13 protein-coding genes are annotated in these 17,475 nt (G+C 49.7%); 8 read left to right on the top strand and 5 right to left on the bottom strand.

Features of this window, described 5'->3' with window-relative positions; all coding sequences use genetic code 11:
• Positions 1-143 precede the first annotated feature (143 nt).
• Entirely contained in the window at positions 144-2,648 is a 2,505-nt protein-coding gene (locus Q0W37_RS04605) for a T9SS type A sorting domain-containing protein (protein ID WP_297699226.1), read from the bottom strand.
• 304 nt (positions 2,649-2,952) lie between these two features.
• On the opposite strand from Q0W37_RS04605, the gene Q0W37_RS04600 reads away from it, so the two are divergent.
• Positions 2,953-3,465, top strand: coding sequence for a hypothetical protein (locus Q0W37_RS04600; RefSeq protein WP_297699225.1), 513 nt, complete (start codon positions 2,953-2,955; stop codon positions 3,463-3,465).
• A 1-nt stretch (position 3,466) separates the two neighbouring features.
• Here the strand turns inward: Q0W37_RS04600 and lnt are convergent, their stop codons facing one another.
• From lnt to Q0W37_RS04585, 3 genes are read right to left on the bottom strand one after another with little or no spacing between them, the layout of a single operon-like run.
• Entirely contained in the window at positions 3,467-5,428 is a 1,962-nt protein-coding gene (gene lnt, locus Q0W37_RS04595; protein ID WP_297699223.1) for an apolipoprotein N-acyltransferase, read from the bottom strand.
• The gene (gene rsmI, locus Q0W37_RS04590; protein ID WP_297699433.1) at positions 5,428-6,111 is read right to left on the bottom strand and encodes a 16S rRNA (cytidine(1402)-2'-O)-methyltransferase; all 684 of its coding nucleotides are present in this window, start codon (positions 6,109-6,111) and stop codon (positions 5,428-5,430) included. The genes lnt and rsmI overlap by 1 nt, the downstream gene beginning before the upstream one ends.
• A 24-nt stretch (positions 6,112-6,135) precedes the next feature.
• A complete protein-coding gene (locus Q0W37_RS04585; RefSeq protein WP_297699222.1) occupies positions 6,136-6,774 on the bottom strand; it encodes an alpha/beta hydrolase in 639 nt (212 codons plus the stop codon).
• A gap of 157 nt (positions 6,775-6,931) precedes the next feature.
• Between Q0W37_RS04585 and Q0W37_RS04580 the strand changes: the two genes are divergently transcribed.
• From Q0W37_RS04580 to Q0W37_RS04560, 5 genes are all read left to right on the top strand, one after another.
• Entirely contained in the window at positions 6,932-7,906 is a 975-nt protein-coding gene (locus Q0W37_RS04580; protein WP_297699220.1) for a hypothetical protein, read from the top strand.
• A gap of 124 nt (positions 7,907-8,030) precedes the next feature.
• Positions 8,031-9,221, top strand: coding sequence for a hypothetical protein (locus Q0W37_RS04575; protein ID WP_297699218.1), 1,191 nt, complete (start codon positions 8,031-8,033; stop codon positions 9,219-9,221).
• Between the two features lie 82 nt (positions 9,222-9,303).
• Positions 9,304-10,155 carry a YgcG family protein gene (locus tag Q0W37_RS04570; protein ID WP_297699217.1) on the top strand — a complete coding sequence of 284 codons (852 nt, stop codon included), beginning with the start codon at positions 9,304-9,306 and terminating at the stop codon, positions 10,153-10,155.
• Between the two features lie 7 nt (positions 10,156-10,162).
• A complete protein-coding gene (locus Q0W37_RS04565) occupies positions 10,163-10,852 on the top strand; it encodes a hypothetical protein (RefSeq protein WP_297699215.1) in 690 nt (229 codons plus the stop codon).
• 13 nt (positions 10,853-10,865) lie between these two features.
• Positions 10,866-11,135: a hypothetical protein gene (locus tag Q0W37_RS04560; RefSeq protein ID WP_297699214.1), complete on the top strand. Its 270-nt coding sequence runs from the start codon at positions 10,866-10,868 to the stop codon at positions 11,133-11,135.
• Positions 11,136-11,169: 34 nt separating this feature from the next.
• Here the strand turns inward: Q0W37_RS04560 and Q0W37_RS04555 are convergent, their stop codons facing one another.
• The gene (locus tag Q0W37_RS04555; RefSeq protein WP_297699212.1) at positions 11,170-12,942 is read right to left on the bottom strand and encodes a CotH kinase family protein; all 1,773 of its coding nucleotides are present in this window, start codon (positions 12,940-12,942) and stop codon (positions 11,170-11,172) included.
• 294 nt (positions 12,943-13,236) lie between these two features.
• Between Q0W37_RS04555 and Q0W37_RS04550 the strand changes: the two genes are divergently transcribed.
• Complete coding sequence (locus Q0W37_RS04550) at positions 13,237-14,211, top strand: TIGR02147 family protein (protein ID WP_297699210.1); 975 nt, start codon at positions 13,237-13,239, stop codon at positions 14,209-14,211.
• Positions 14,208-17,078, top strand: a complete 2,871-nt coding sequence (locus Q0W37_RS04545; RefSeq protein WP_297699208.1) for an FISUMP domain-containing protein — start codon at positions 14,208-14,210, stop codon at positions 17,076-17,078. Before Q0W37_RS04550 ends, Q0W37_RS04545 begins: the two co-directional genes overlap by 4 nt.
• Positions 17,079-17,475: the final 397 nt, after the last annotated feature.

Raw genomic sequence — 17,475 nt, 5'->3', positions numbered from 1 at the left:
TCTATCGCAACCCCAAACACCTCAGAAAATTGCGACAAGAACTAAGCGGCTCTTAGATCCTTCGACTCGTTTCGGCAGGCTCACCAACCGTGCTCAGGGACCTTACACGGTTAACGAATTCGTCGAAAGCGCTCAGAACAGCATTATCGTTTTACAATTTTTTGCAGATAAGTCCTTTCACCCGCAACAAGACGCACCAGATATACACCCGGCTTAAGACCTCTCAGGTCCACATTCGAGCTCACCTCGGTAGAGTTCATAAACACATGCCCCGTCACGCTAACAATATCGAGCCTACGGACATTCTCTGCAAAAATTTCCAGATGCGAATCGTGAGCGACGTAACGCATCGGATGAACACCGTAATTTAACGTCGGCACCAAAGCGGTCGTTTCGCCAGCCTCGGAACTGCTAGACGTTTCAAGAGAACCGCTAGACTCCACAGACGATTCATCGACATCGACCACGATCAGGTACAGATTCGCAACATCGCCCTTGGTAATCTTGTGCGTACCTGCGGCAAGTTCAACCGTCACGATTCCGGCCTTCGCGGTTTCCTTTTCACCATCCACTTTCACTTTCTTTTCAAAATCCGCATTGAAAACGAGTGTCACCGTCGCCTTTTTAGACAAAATAAATTCAATCAAGGTTGCCGATTCCATCTTGAGGCAACGGGCCAGAGATTCACCGTTATATTCTACCGAACCCTTCTCCGTCGAGAGGTTTCCGAAGAATTCAAAGTAATCACTCGATGTCGCCTCTTCGGTAAAGTTGTGGACAAGATCCTTATCGATAGGCAACGTCAAGACATCATCTTCCACGGGGTCTTCGTTTGCGCCTACGCTACTTGAAGACTTCGCAGAGGAACTGGACGAAACAGAGCTGGAACTAGACTTTGCATTTTCGTTTTTAGACGACGAAGAAGAAACTTTCCCGGACGACGAGGAGGACGTCGGCACATACACCGGCAAGTTGCCTTCCCCCTGGATGGATTGCACGGAGCCCTTGTACGCCACAAGAGCATTCTTGAGCGGCTGATTTACGGCATACGCAGCATCGTCCACAGAATTGTCGAAGGTCCACTTGAAATCGCCGCCTTGCACACGCCCCGCATAAATCATCACGGTCGCCTTCGCCACGGCCGGTTCATCTGCCGTATACGAATACATAATCGAGCTGTTCAGGTCAAAGTTGTTGTAGGTATTGGCACCGGACTTAGACGCAACCGAAGAAGGCATCTGCGCCGAACGGCTCGTTACCACGTAAGCATCGAAATCCGTCTTGGTATTGATGGACCCCACCGAGGTTTCAGCCCCCTTCAGGGTGTACTTGTTTGCGCCATACGGGATAAAGGTCACCGCACCTTCCATATAGTTGTTGAAGGCCTTGATCGAACCACCCGCTTCCTTGCTGAAAGTCGCATTTTCTGTAGAGGCGGATGTCGTACCGGCATAAAGGTCGCTCCCCTGCATCGAGGTCAACATCGGGTACTTACAGTTGCGGAAATAGTTTCCTTCGGCAAACACCGACGAACCGAGCGTCGAACCAATGCCGTACTTGGAAATACCGTCGTAGTAGTTGTTGTACACGTGGGCGCTGTAGTAACGCACGCGCGGATGGCGGCTATCGGAATGGTCGTACCAGTTGTGGTGATAGGTAATATAGTAGCCTTCGGTGGTGCCTTCGGAAAGACCGAGCAGGTTCGACTTGCCGTTATCCCAGAAGTGGTTGTAGCTGAAGGTGATATAGGTGGACTTTTTGCAGTCCAGGGCACCGTCACCCTTCACCTGGTCCTTGTCGGTTCCCGCATCGCCGTAGAAGAAATCGTTATTGTGCACCCATATATACTGGTCATTCTGCTGAAGTCCAACATTGTCGCCTTCGGAGCTATTCACGTTCATAATGCCCAAGTTGCGAATTTCCACATTCTGCGCATTCTTGATACGGATGCCCCAACCGTTCGCCACGGCATCGTTACCGACACCTTCGACCGTCACGTAGGACTTTTCGGAACTGCCGAGGTCGATCAGCATGTCTCCCGCTTCCATAACGGACGCATCGGTAACATTACCGATAAGGCGTAAATCGAGCGGAACAGTTTCATATCCTTTCTTATAGCAGTTCAGGATTCCCTGCATTCCCTCACAGGTCGTCTTTGATCCCTTGGCATTTGTTGTCACGTTCATCGTCACCGTATTCTTGGTGTTCTCAGAAATGTAGAGCACCGCGGCCCCGCTCTTGAGCGTACCGTCGGCATTGTAGGCACCGGGTACGCGCCCGTTACTGAAAGCAAAACCGCTACGGTCGTGGGCAAGCACCGTCACCGACTTGGTCACGGCTGTACCTTCGGCACCATTCACCACCGGCGCAATCTTCAAGGTATGCGAGCCCCCCTTGAGTCCAAGCACATCGGCACGTATGTAGCTGCCGTAGCTACGAATCAGCTGATTGTCAATCTTGTTGCCGTCACAGTAGACGTTGTAGCTAGTCGCCCCCGAAACAGGAGCCCATTCCGCAAAAGCGGATTCCAGCCAGCCTTCGGCCTTATTCACCGTCACCTGGGCATAAGCCCCGGCAAAACCAAGCAGCACCACACCGAGAGCCACCTTGGAGACTTTTTTCGAGTTCATTTCCGAAACCATTTTCATACATCCATCCCTTTTCCTCGAAAACATCCGTCAACCCACCCCTTGGATCGCAAATGTTCTCAAAATTTTTCTCAAAATATATATTCTAAAGAAGCAAAAATCAATAGAAAAATTGATAAATATTTGATATTTTCGCATATTTTACATTATTACACGTTCTCAAAAACGTTCTTCAGCCTTAATTTTTGTGTTTCAAACGCCCCCAAATCACCATTTTCCACGCTTTTTTCTAGTTTTTGGGGCGATGCGTCGCTGGATTTTCCCAAACAGGCCCCTCGGGGCAATTTTCTGCCTAGGCGGACTAATGCTTTCAGGCTGCTCCGTCAACCTCGCCCGATACGACCTGCAGGAATACCCCAAAACCGTCCCTTTTTTCGAACCCATTTCGCTAAAGATTAACGGAGAAAGCGTCACGCTCGAAAGGAACCTGCAAAGAGCCTACACCGCCGTCATCGACACCGTAAGCTACCCCATGGCAAGCTGCAGGGGCGTTGCGCAAATCGAAGCAACCGTCACCCCCGATTCTGAACCTAGCAGCTGGGGAATCGGAGCAGCATTCATCCCCTTCTGGCCGGCACTCCCCGTCAGCGAGACGTGGAATTATCACATGGACGTTCGCATTTTTTGCAACGGCGCACTCGCATTCAAGGCAGAATTCGAAGAAAGCGAACATGTCGAAGCCTTCTGGTTCGGCAAAATGCGTTCAGATCTCGTCAACGACGCCTCGCAGGAGATGCACCGGAAACTTCTGGAACGGCTAAAGTTCGAAACCAGACTTGGACGCTTCACCGACCTCAATGCGGCACAGGACTTTTAAGTCAGGCGATGGCTGCCTTACGCGCCCTTCTCGCCTGTAACCCGGCCACCAGCAGGACTAGCACTAAATACAGCACGCCGAAACCGAGCAGCATCATTTCTACCGCATCGCCGATATGCGTATAAACCGTATCGCGCGTCCGGAGAGGAACCTTTCTCTGGATAACGCGGTCGGTGAAAATTTCAGTATTTCCGTCAAAGTGACCATACTGGTCGATAAACACCGAAACACCGCTATTCGCAAGACGCGCCACAGGCATTCCGCTTTCTACTGCACGGTAGCGGATCAGATTCAAGTGCTGATACGGTGCAGAACTCCGCCCAAACCAGCCGTCGTTCGTGATATTTACCATCAAGCGAGAACCACTGCGAATCGCCTCGCGGACCAAGTCACCGAAAATGGCGTCGTAGCAAATGTAAGGAGTCCAGTTGAACGGCCCATAAACGGGAGTTTCATGCCCCGCCACAAAGTCGCCTTCCCCTAGGTCCACATAATTCAAGATAGGAAAGACTTCGTCGAAAGGAATTCTTTCGCTGAACGGCACCAGGTGCTTCTTGACGTAACGTTCCGGGAAACGATCATCCCCCGGAGTAAAGAGGAACGAGGCATTGTAGATGTCAAAGCGCCGCGCACTTCCCCGAGGATTCCTCTTGTAGTCAAGTGCCCCTGTTAGAATCTGGGCCTTCTGGCGGTCCGCCACCCGATGAAGTCGGTCAATCACTCTTGGCTGGCGACGAATATGATCAGGAACTGCAGTCTCGGCCAGGACAATCAAGTCCGCGCCTTCCTTGACGCTGTCATTCACCATGCCGAGCGTCTTGTTCACGATGGCATCGAAGCGTTCCTTGCTCCACTTGGCGCCCTGCTGAATGCTCGGTTGCACCAGGGCGATATCTGGATTTTCTTCACGTTCCGTTCCGTAGAAAGGCTCTGCTTCGGGCCTTGAAAGAACGACACATCCCTGCACAAGCAACACCACAAAAATGACTGCCGGAAGCGCCAAAACCGGAATCGACTTTTTCAGGCTCTGCGCCCTGCAGAACACATGCGCCACGGCCTGGTTCGAGCCCACCACCAGAATCGTATAGCCGAAAATGCCGATATACGAAAGCATCTGGATCAGTTCCAGATGGTTTCCGAATACATATCCCAGATGACTCCACGGGAATGCAAAGTCGCCATAGGTACGCGTCATTTCAAGACCTGCGTAGAACACCGGATAAAGCAGCAGGAAAACGGGGCGGAACTTTCGCGGAGCACTATTTGCGAGCGTATAGGCAAAGCCCGCCAAGGTGTTATAGGCGCTAAAGAAGGCGATCAGCAAAATCAGACCAAAAAGAATCAACCCCGAAGGAGCCGTTTCCACGTGCATCACGTTATAGATCCAATAGTAGTTGACCGCATTGTAAAGCATGCCCGACCAGAAGGTCGCAAACATCGCCTGTCCGCGCGTGTAACGGTTCAGGACTATAAACCACGGCACCAGCAACAGCAGGGCAGCAGGGCCAAGCGGCATCGGCGGGTACGCAAATGCGTAAAGCCCCCAGCCAAAAGAAGAAAGCAAAAGCGCCACGAGCGAATCGCGATTTCTCAAATGGGAAAAATTCCAAATCGCAAACAGAATCAGCCAGAAAAGTCCTATCGGACAAAACGCCAAAACCACCTGGATAAGTCCCGCATGCCCCGCACCGGCCAAATCACCTATACAATAATCTAGCGAAAGGAACAGGAACGAAAGTAGAGCAAATGCATAGAGCATTCGCTTGAAATTCTGACGGATACCCCTAAAAATCAGGAACGGCAAGGCAAGTGCCAACGGCAACCACTGCAAGTGCATCGTATAAAGCCCCGGCGTATCGGGCCGGAGGGCAAACACGACAACTTCTGCAACCAAAAGGACCGCTACATAAATCCAGTAGATTTTCGGGAGCGCTTTCAGCAGCGACTTCATTCTTTCAAGCATCAGAGCCCGCTCTTGTCCTGGGGGTTGAAAATCAGCACGAATTCACCCTTGGGCGGATGCGCCTTGAAATGCGCCGTAACCTCGCTCGGAGTCCCGATCAGATGTTCCTCGAACTTCTTGGTGAGTTCACGCATCAGTGCAATTTTGATTTCACCGAAAACTTGGCCGATTTCCTCGACGAACTTGTCGATATTGTGCGGACTCGCGTAAAAAATCTGCGTAGCCTCCTCGTCCTTGAGCTTTTCGAGGAGGTGAATGCGCTGCGCACTCTTCTTCGGCGAAAAATATTGGAAGCTGAAATGGTCCGTCGGCATACCGCTCGAAACCAGCGCCGTAATCATCGCGCAGGCCCCAGGAACGGCTCGCACGTCAATTCCTTCTCGCACACATTCGCGAACCAAGTTAAACGCAGGGTCTGCAACACCGGGCGTTCCCGCGTCACTCACCAGCGCAATATCCCCTTCGTTCTTCAGGTATTCCACGTACCGGGGCGTCACCTTTTCCTTGTTAAAATCGTGGTAAGGCTCCATGGGCGTGTTAATGCCAAAATTATCGAACAGCACCCGCGTATGGCGAGTGTCTTCGGCAAGCACCAGCGGAACTTCCTTCAGAATCCGCACGGCTCGGTAAGTGATATCTTCCATGTTCCCGATAGGGGTCGCAACTATATATAGTGTATGCATCGAGAAGAAAGATAGCAAAAATCCCTAAAAGAGTAGCATCGGAGGCCAGTGCCCGGCCTTGGGACGTTCCTTGAATTCCGCCTGCGGCAGGAAATCTTTCAAAGCCAAAGTCATCGCAGGTAAAATCGCCTTGTCCAAGCGTCCAAACAGGACACGAATGTCACCGTCCGTCTTTACCGGAGAATCGATACGGTTTTTCGCCATGTAATCAAGCCCAAGGCGCAAAGACGCCGGGTCCATACTTTTGGCCTTTTTCAGCCAGTCGTCTTGCCATTCACCCAGTTCGTCTTCAAGCAATTCAAAAAAAGCATTGACGGTCGCATCGATCGCCGTAAGGGTCTGGTGCGCAATAAAGGACAAGTTCTCGGTCGTCCACTCGCTATCTTCGGAACAAAAATCGGCAAACGGCGAAAGCAACACCCACTGTTGCCGTTTCGGGCGATGCGCCGCATTTTTCAGCAGGGCAAAGGCGCCAAGCCCCCAGGCGGCCACGGTTGACGCACTCGACATGTCCTCCAACCCATAAAGATCATCCAGGGAATTCGCCATCTTTTCGTACGGCACAAAAACATGGTCTGCAGCGGGGGCAACGCCGACCAGATCATCTTCCCACAGTCCCAAATCCGATGCAAAATCCGGGAGCCAAAGCCATTTTTCATTCATACGAACCTTTCCGTTTCTGCAATTTGATACCGAATCTTTACTCTAAATATATAGAGTTTTTTTAGAATAGGACATTATTTTGAAAAAAAAGATAAAATCGTTCTTTTTTCACCCCACATATTGACTTTATGCTACTGTTTACATATTTTTTACATATATGAAGACGATAAACGTTATTTTAGGGCTCCTTTTGGTCGCCACAACGGCATCATGGTCCGGCAACAAGAAAAATGACTCCGCCCGCGAAACTCGCGAACGGGCCAAATCCTCGTACGAGGAACTCAACTGGGACAAAAAGAAAAATTCATCCCCAAAAACACTTTCAGAAAACAAGACTGGCCGAAAGACAGAACAGGCCACCGAAAATTTCACGAAACCGGTCATCATGGTCATTCCGGTCTCCCAGGGCAAGGGTATCGGCAGTCTGCAACAGGTCTCGAGCAATCCTTTTGCAAAAGCGGCCCAGGACGGTCTAAACGACTACCTCACGCAGCATCACTACGAGGTAAAATCCCTTGAAGGCAGCGCCGAACTGGACAACATCGTCCAAATGCAAAACGACATTGCCGGAAACGACGAAGACCTGGCCTACCTCGCGGGTCTCGCCCTGAACGCAGATATCTATATCAAGTATTCGACCGCGATCGATCCCAAGGGTTTTGTGACGATAGACCTCCACGCCTACGAAACGACGACGGCACGTCTTTTGGGTTCCCAGACCAGTTCTATCAACAGCCACGGCCGCACAACCGACCTAGACCAGCAGGCGAACCTGAAAAATGCGGCCAAGAAGGCGATGCCATCAATCGAGGCACAGATTCTTAACTACTGGAAAGACGAAATCAAGACCGGAAGCCAGTACAAGGTGGTCATGAACATCACCGGAGAATATTCCGATTCCGCACTCGAAGACCTGCACGACCAGATTACCCAAAGCCTAAAAGGAATGTTCAACAAGGTAAAGATTAACGCCATGACGTCCAAGACCATCGACCTGGTCGTCTACGCCCCCAGTGACAAGTTCGAAGATGTCAACGACGTCTACAGGACCATTCGCCAAACCCTCAAGTCAACTGCAGAAACCAAGAAACTGAACATTTCCAAGAAGCTGATCGTGATGGAAGTGAAGTAGGCTGCGGTTAGTGGTTAGGAGAGGCCATCCTCGACCGAGTGTAACGAGGGAGGGAATCCAGGGAAAAATTGGCTATTAAAGGAAAAAGATGATGCGAGTTTTTAAATTATGTTGGATTGTTCTATTGGCAACGGGAGCCTCCTTCGCCAGCAAGGTCATCACCTACACGGCCTCTTCTAACGTATCCCAGGAAGATGCGAACAATACAGCCATCGCAGGTGTCGCAAAACAAATTTCCTCGCAAGTCCGCGCGACTCAAACGCTCACAAAAGAAGAAACGACATCGGGTAAAAAATCCAACCTCACCGAAAACTTCTATGCGACAAGCCAGGTGACAAGCAACCTTAAAATCAAGGGCATCACCATTACCCCCGTCAAGACGGACAAAGGCTTCAAGGCAACCGCCACGCTCGACCTGGACGAATTCACCGCCGACATTCAGTTTCAGATGAGTGCGGCACGCACACAAATTGCAGAACTCGAAGCAAAACTTTCAAAATCCATTGACGAAAGGCAGTACGCGCAAGGCATCGACGCGCTCCAGAACGCGAACCGCAAGATTGACGAATACCAACAACTGGTTTCCAGACTCGCCTCCGTCTACCCCGTCAACGAAGCGCATCAGCTCAAGCATCACATTCCAGAACTCGAAGCAAAGCTCCTGGAAAAGCTCTCGCAAATTCGAATCGAAGGCCCCAGTGAGACATTCACCTTAAGCAAATCCGAAATGCCGCCCTGGAATGTTACGGTCTTTGACAATGTCGGTCCCGTTTCCAATTTTCCTCTTGTCGCCAAGCAGGGATTCCAGGTTCTGCTCGAACGCAGGACTCAAACCGACGGTACCGCCACATTCAACCTGAGGAAAGTGAATTTCGAAAAAGGTCCCTACGAAATCATCGTCGAGCCCAATTTCACCCCCGAACTGCTTGAAGCGACAGGACTTCGTCAAAAACTCGCATTTTCCTACCAGGTAAGCGACACCCGGTACTCCATCCGGATTCTCTGCCACGAGACAGCCCCCCTCTGCAACGCGATCGAAAAGGCACTCGCCAAGAAATCCATTTACGTCGACAACGAAACGACTGCGCCACAACTGGAACTCAAGGTGAATTCCACCGAAGAAAAGGCTCTCAAGATTAGCGACAACATGACCCGCTACACCTACAACGTCGATGTGGCCCTCAAGGGCAAGGGAATATCCTTTATCGCATCGGCAAGGGAAACAGGCAAGTCCGCCAATGACGCCACCGTAAAGGCAATCGGCAAACTGGATTTTGGCCCCCTGCAAAAGCAACTGAGCCCAAGCCATCCGTAACTCGGGCCGTTTATTCGATAAGACTATGAAAAATAAATTTCATAGTCTACTTTTTTGAAATAAACTTTATATTTTCTAGTAGATGTTTTCTACCAAGCGACTTTTCATTCGTATTGCACTTTTATGCCTGAGCCTTACTCTCGGAGTAACGGCAGAAACATCTACAGATACCCAAAGATACCCGCAAAAGCCAGCCGAAAGCCAAATTTACGACGACAACCACCTGCTTAACGCATCCGAGACAGGCCTTTTCAACAATCTTGCAGTAGAGTTCTTCCAAAAGACGGGTATCGAACTTACCTGCGTACTTATGGACGACATCGGGCACGTGAACCTGTTCGAAAAGGGAGACCTGTACGCCAAGAATACCGCCGACCAATGGGAACTCGGCAAAAAGAACGGCGACGGGATCATGATTTTCGTTTCGCAAAAACAACGCTGGAAAAACATTGTCGTGACCCCCGGCATCGAGAATATCTATAGCGAAAAAACTCTCGCGAAAGTTCAGCAAAAGACGCTTCTTCCTGCCTTCCGCGAATACAACTACGGCGAAGGAATCCTCTCCCTTTCGTACGCGTTGGCGCAAATGGGCGCAAAGGCGAAAGGAATAAAGCTCGACATCGACGAAGCCCCCTACAAGCTCCACGAAAACAGCGTCCCCGCGCTCATGATTCTCTTTATCCTGTTCGTTTTCTTCCTGCTGCTCATGGCAAAGTTCAGCGGCGGGCGCGGAAACGGAATTCTCTGGTTCCTGTTCGGAGGCGCCATCAAGAACAAGAAAAAGGACGAACCCGAGACCGGATTCAGCGGCGGATTCGGAAGCAGTCCACGAGGTTTCGGAGGAGGCTTTGGCGGCGGACTCGGTGGAAGTTTCGGAGGCAGCAGTTTCAGCGGAGAAAGCCGTAACGGTTTCGGGCGGCGCAATTCCTGGTGAGGTTATCATGAAAAAGAACCTGAGCATCGTAGAACTTCAAAGATCCAATTGGCCGGGCATGCTGCAGCAAGCCCTGGGCGACAACCTGATTTCGGCCTTTATTCACGGAGACTGCCTAGTCGAGGGGTTCAACGCGCTCGAAAGCCCCTGGACCATCAGCTTTATCCTGCGAGACAATTCAACCGCAAGCATCAAGCCCCTGCAAGACCTGCTGCGCGAGGCGAAAAAGGAAAACATCGAGTTCCGCTACTTCTTTACGCTCAAGGAAATCCAGACCTCCGAAGACGTTTTTCCGCTCGAATTTTTGCACATCGCCAACAGGAACGTGGCCTTAGCCGGAGCAAAGCCGCTCCCCAACTACGAACCGAACGTGGAATGCCTGCGCCTGGAATGCGAACGCGAACTCCGCGGGCTCCTGATACACCTCCGCGAAGCCTACATCTACCTGCAACAGGACCGTAACCCGCTCGGATTTTTCGCCCGTGCAAACGCGACCCTGCTCCCGATCATGTACGGCGTCTATTACTTGATTCACAGGACCTACCCCGAAAACCACCAGCAAATCTTTAACGCCTACCCTGCGCTCAAGGCACCCCTCTCTAGCCGAAACGAGAAAGCATTCATTGAAAGCATAAATAGCTATATTGCGACCGTCACCGGCATCGTGAACCAGGTGGACACCATGGATGCGGTTTAACACGGGAATATCAATGATTTGCGACAGGATTTTGGGAACCACCCACCACGGCACTTACAAGAAAGTCATCGACGTACTGTTCGAAAGCCACGAACTTAAGGAACACTCCATCCGCCGCATTGCCCGCGACGGAGTCGAGCTCGAAATCGAAATCAACGAAGACATGCAGGAAGGAGACATCCTTGCCGAAACGGAGCACTACGTGTACGCCGTGAAAATCTACGTACCGAAGCCTCCAAAAGAAAATCTTGACCCTATCAACAAGGTCAAGCATTATCTATAAAGATTTCCTGTAGCTTCCGCTACAGGATTTATTTTTAGTGGCTCATCATCTTGCCATTAAGAGTGGCTATCCAGAGCTTGTTCTTTGCCTTGGCAGGAACCTTCATGCTCGTGAGACCCTTCTGGATTCTGGTCTTGTACAGAACGGAACCATTCAAGTCGAGAAGGGCTAATGTTCCACCCAGGTCCGTCTGGATTTCAAGATACTCCCCGTTCACGGTAAAGTAATTCGTCGGAGAAAGTCTGCTCAGATTTTCCATCTGAACATTCCTGTAATTTGACTGCGTTACGGTATCCATCTGCCAATCCGGATCATGAATCACGGGCTCAGTCACAATGGGCTGCGCAGGTTCGGTAAATCCGAGTTGCCGGTCCATCCACTGCATTCTTTCTTTCATCTTCTTGCGAAGGTGTTCAAATTCGCCGTCCCAAGTGCTTGCATTATTGCCACCCATGGTGATGCCACCACCCATGCCGCCACCCCACATTCCCCACGGGTTCTGGTTTTGGCCACCCTGGTTCTGGTTGTTGCAGTATTTCATCGGCTCCGGATCGGGATCCCCCTGACCACTACCCTGCCCCAGGTTAGGCCAGCGCTTAAAGTTGCGGTCAGCCGCCTTGGTGATGTAGACCTTCATGGAATCCAGGTACGCATCCATCGTCTTGGTATGCCATACACCGCTGCGGAGTTCCGCCCAGCGCTTTTTCAGTTCGCTCTGGTAGTGGCTATCTTTCCACATACCGATAAGCCAGTTCGGAGCTTTCAGGCCACCACCCATCATCATCATTCCACCTTGGCCCTGTTTCTGAGGATTCTCGATTTGCCAGCCGTCGGTCGATGTCGAGCCCATGCCGCCACCGTTACTCATGGCGAGGTTAAAGTCCCAAGCCGGGCCAAGAGTCACCTTGCCACCCTTGCTGTCCTTGGGCTTGTGCAAGAAGAAACTGCACCAGTAGGAGTCGGAGTTGTTGGTGACCTCTTCGTGCAGCACGTAATCGAGCGCAGAAGTCATATCGACATAATTTTCATAGCCGCTACCGTTCCTGCCGTTCTTGAACAGATTTTCGAGATCTTCCAGGTACTTTTTCAGGTAGGCCTGCTGCTGAGTTTGCAGGTTTTCCTTCTTGGGGTAGTGCATAATGACATTCAGGCCGTCAGCCGTGCTGAAACCTTCCTTGTTGATATCTTCCATGCCCATGCCACCGGTATTGGTGCCCGTCTTGTCGAAAGCCCAGATGTAGCCGCCAGTCACGTCGTCGCCACTGATGTCGGTTTCCTTGAGTTTGCTCACGTTTACACGATACTTGCCGCGCTTGATTTTTTCGATGAGCACGTAGACGCCGCGGTACACGCCGTTGATATACAAGTCGAAATGCCTGGTGCGGGGGCTGTAATGCCCTGCCTGCCTAAAAAGCCAATGGGCAAGGGCGTTGCGCATCATGCTCTTGTCGACATACGGGCCGTGCAAGACCCAGTCGTCAGCTGGAGGGAGGCCGAACAGGCTTACGTCCATGCCCTCGCCCTTCTCGTCGCGGACTTCGATGCTGTAACCCGGTTTCGGGAACTTGGCCGAAGACTGCCCACGAACCTTGATGCCGATGTCGTAGCGGGTACCCTTGGCACTGTCGGCCACATTGTTCGTGGCACCATCTAGAACCTTCATGGTGGCAGGGATTTTCTCGGTCACATTCTGGTCGAGACACTCGCCCTTGGTATCAATGAACACAATCGGCAGATCGTAGGTCTGCGCAAGCGAAAAAGACGCCAATAGCGCCGTGGCAGAAATGACTTTAGCCCAATAGCCCATAAATCCTCCACTTTATATCATAAAAATAATTCCATGTGTGTAAAAATTTGTGTTAATTTTAGTTTATGTGTTGTGTATTACAACAACACCGTTTAAAAACCGTGTAAAAACAATCTTATCCATTATAGATAAAAACAGGACCGGTACGGGAAGCGAACTTCAACGGCTGTCATATTCCAAATTAGACTAAAATATTTGCGAATTTAAGCGAATTTTGACATTTATAATAAAAAATAAGTAATTTTCATATTCCAACTATTGCTAATTTCAGATTTCAGATTTATATTCAATACGATGGCACCGATTATTGAATACATAGATTATCGGAAATATATCCGAGATTTCTACGACGAGCGCAAGGCTCGCGTCGGGTTTTCTTGGGCTACATTCGCGAAACTTGCCAATATTTCGTCGCCGGTGTTTTTGCAATATGTATGTGAAGGCAAAAAGAACCTGAGCGAAAGCACGGCACCACAGGTCGCCGCAGCCATGAGACTTGCAGGCTTCGAAGCAACCTATTTCCAGTTACTCGTTCAATACGACAACGCCAAAAATATCGAAGGCAAGAAAAAGACACTTGAAGCCATCACCGAACTCGCAAAGATCCATAAAGTGCGTAGTGTCGCTGCCGACGAATTCGAGTTTTTCAGGTCCTGGAAAAACGCGCTCATCCGCGAACTCGCCCCCGCCATGCCAGAGGCAACGCCAAGACAAATCGCAAGTGCAACACGGCGCCGCATATCGACTAGCGAAGTAGGCGACATTCTCGAATTCCTGCAACAGGCTGGCTATCTCGAAAAAGACGAAAATGGGAACTTTAGGCAAATCGACCGCTCACTAAAAATGAGTCCGTCTTCCATCCGTCGCACCATCGCCCACGACCTTCAACTCCAAATGGCAGAACTCGCTGTAGACGCCTTAAAGAATGAAAGCGCCTATGGTCGAAACATCACAGGACTTACGTTAGGCATCACGCATGAAAACTACGACCGCATTGTCGCAGAACTTGCCGAATGTCGGCGTCGAATCGTAGCAATAGCCTCCGAAACCGACCAAACCGATGAAGTTTACCGTCTGAACATGCAACTGTTCCCTTTAACGAACCTAAGCGAAAAAATGCACAGAACCTGTCATCCTGAGCAAGTGAAGCTCCGCGAAGGAACCCACACCCCCCGTCATCCTGAGCGAAGCCTGAAAGGCGAAGTCGAAGGATCTCTAGATAAAGTTTACAAAGAAAGCAACCCCTCTAACAAACGGAGGAAAAAATGAGAACTCTCAACAAAAACAATCTTGTTGCTCGGTCCCTGAGCTTGCCGAAGGGCCTTGCAACAGCGGCAGTCTCAATCAGTTTATTCCTTGCCGCCTGCGGAGACGACAACAAGAATGCCGGCGGTACGGTTGAAGATCAGGAAGTCATCGCAATTTCCGACAAGACCGTTTCGGGCGTATCGCAGAAAGGCCCGTTCGTAAACGGTTCCAGTGTAACTGTACAGGAACTTGATGGCGAGACTCTCGCGCAGACCGGTAACAGCTACGAGGGTAAAATCAAGAACGATATGGGCGAATTCTCGGTGAAAGTGGCAAAACTCGCTTCGCAATATGCACTTCTTAAAGCGAACGGTTTCTACCGCAACGAGGTTTCTGGCGAAAAATCTAAATCGCAAGTGACACTCTATGCGCTTACCGATTTAAGCAACCGCGACGAAGTGAACGTGAACCTGCTCACGCATCTGGAATATGAACGTTCGCTGTACTTGGCTGCAGACGATTCCGTGACGGTTTCCGTAGCCAAAAAACAGGCAGAACGCGAAGTGCTAGCGTCGTTCGGAATAGATGGAGATTTCAAAAGCGCTGAAGATTTAAACATCTTTGGAGAAGACGAAGGCGCCGCCGCACTCCTAGCCATAAGTGTTCTTATGCAGGGTGACTTAAACGAGGCGGACTTCAGCGAACGCCTCGCCGACTATGCAGCCGATATGGAAACAGACGGAAAATGGGACGATTCCAAAACGGCAACAGAAATCGCCGACTGGGCCGCAGCCAAAAGCCTAGGCCAGAGTTTGTCTTACATACGTGAAAAAATTACAAACTGGGGCCTTTCCGCCGACGTTCCTGCCTTCGAAAAATACGTCGATAATTTCTGGTGGCAAAACTACGGTCTCGGCACCTGCAACAAAAAACGCGAAGGTGAAGTAAAGAAAAACGAAAACGCACTCAGTCGAAATTACAGCACCTACTTTATATGCGAAAGCGGTGCTTGGCGCGTTGCGTACGATACGGAATATGACACCTATCAGCAGAAATGTGACAAAGACGGAAAAATTGTTTTCGGCAACGTGAACAAGGATTACGCCTACGATTGCGATGTCCAAAGATGGCGTCATGCCAGCAATGTGGAATCTGCATTAGGTGGCTGCGTTGAAAAAAGATTTGGCAAAGTTGCGGAAACAGAAGGCGTTTATTATATCTGTCAAAAACGCGAATGGCGTAAAGCGGCTGATATAGAAAAAGATACCTATGGTTGGAAAACTGGTAACGATGCCGACGTGAAATACGGAGATGTCGTTAAGACGAATTGTTATGTTTTCGAAGATTCGGTTTGGCGCAGTGGAGAATCTACAGATTGTTCACTTGGCTTGCGTGGTTGCACTGCTTTGCGGCAGGATACTGTAGGCAAGGTCGGCTCGACCTATTACATATGCAAATCGAGCAAGTGGGTCGAAGCGTCCGCCATTGAATACGACACATACCGCTGGGCGGCAGGAAAGGACGGCGACAGCAAGCCCGGCTCTGTGAATACTGCCAACTGTTATGTCTATGAAAATAAGACATGGCGCAGCGGAAACAAAACCGATTGTTCGCTCGGACTGCGGGGCTGCACCACGCTAAGGCAGGATACCGTTGGCAAGGGAAAAGATGATGTTTGGTACAAGTGCGTATCGCAAACCTGGCGTGCTGCAACCAACATAGAAAAGGATACCGCGACTTGGGGTGTCGGAGAATTTAATGGTGAAGTTCGTACAGGGCAAATAAACAAAAACATCTATTACATTTACGAGACTGATAAGAAGATTTGGCGAAATGCTACCACTTTAGAAAAAGACACCTACGACCATGAGAATAATAAAGATTGGGAAGATGGCGTTGATGGCGAAATAAAGAAGGGCTCAGTAACGAACACTATTTATGTATTTGATGCGACTGCATGGCGTGCTGCTAACAATATTGAAGAAGTGCTAGGCGGATGCGTTGCTGCTATACAAGATTCCGTTGGTAAAGTAGGCGATGTGTATTATATCTGCAATCCCCGCAAGTGGAATATTGCGACTACATTACAGTATGATACATATAAACAGGAATGCTCTGAATTTGGTCAAATTGTTCATGGAAATATAAATGCTGATTACGTCTATTTCTGTTATGGTGAAGAATGGAAACGATTCTACGGAAACGAATCTATTTCATATGGAAAATTAGAAGATGAGCGAGATGGACGAATCTATCGAACGGTTCAAATAGGTGATCAGACGTGGATGGCGGAAAATTTGAACCTTGCTGATGAAAGTATTTATCCAAGTATGATAGGAAAAAATTGGTGTATGGCAAACCTGGATAGCTGCGAAAAATATGGACGTTATTATATGTGGTCTGCGGCTATAGATTCTATATATTGGGCGGAAAAAGGTGAAACTTGCGGCTATAAGGAGTTTGACTATTATGAGGATAATGAGTTGTTGAAAATGTGTAGATTGCCCAAACAGGTGAAAGGTATATGCCCAAGTGGGTGGCACTTGCCGAGTCAAGAGGAATGGTCTGTTTTAAAAAATTATGTAAATGATGACAGCAAGACTCTTTTGGCTAAAGGAATAATAAAGAGTTGGAGATTTGCTACAGATGATTATGGTTTTTCTGTTTTACCAGGAAGTTTTTATCATTCTTCATATGGATATATGGGTTTTGAGGAGGCGCGTATTTTAAGTTCTGATATAGCCGTTGATCCTACGAGTGCGTGTGTTAGTGGATATGTGCATTGCGCGAATGCAGTAGACTGGTATATAAATCAGGGTATGATTGATATTAGTGGTATAGGAATGGATTCTTATGAACCTGTTCGTTGCATCAAGGACGAAGAATGACGCGTAAGAAGATAAGTCGTTAAGCGAACATTCGTCGGGCGAAGCCCGAGGCCATGTGAGCGATGCGAGCTTATCTTCTGGAGCTAACATTGCACGGCGAACAACATCCAAGCCAGAAAGGGGCTATGTCAATAGAGATTGCTTCGCTACGCAGCAACGACATGTTCCCTTCAACAGCACATCGGCCCTTCGACAAGCTCAGGGACCTTAGTCGGGGTACACACAAAAACCGGCCCTAGGGACCGGTTCTTTAACTTCTTGAGAAAGTGTCAGAGGGCTTACTTAATTGCAAGGGCCGTTTTTACGTTTTTCTCGGAAACTCCGATTGAGCGCAAAAAATCCGCCATCTTGGAATCGCGGGCCGCATTCGCGGCGTCGTTCCTCTCGCGCTCCTGCT

It is taken from the genome of uncultured Fibrobacter sp., from assembly GCF_947166265.1.
Lineage (GTDB): Bacteria > Fibrobacterota > Fibrobacteria > Fibrobacterales > Fibrobacteraceae > Fibrobacter.
Note: the sequence above shows the minus strand (reverse complement) of the source record. Positions and strands in the feature narration are given on the sequence as shown.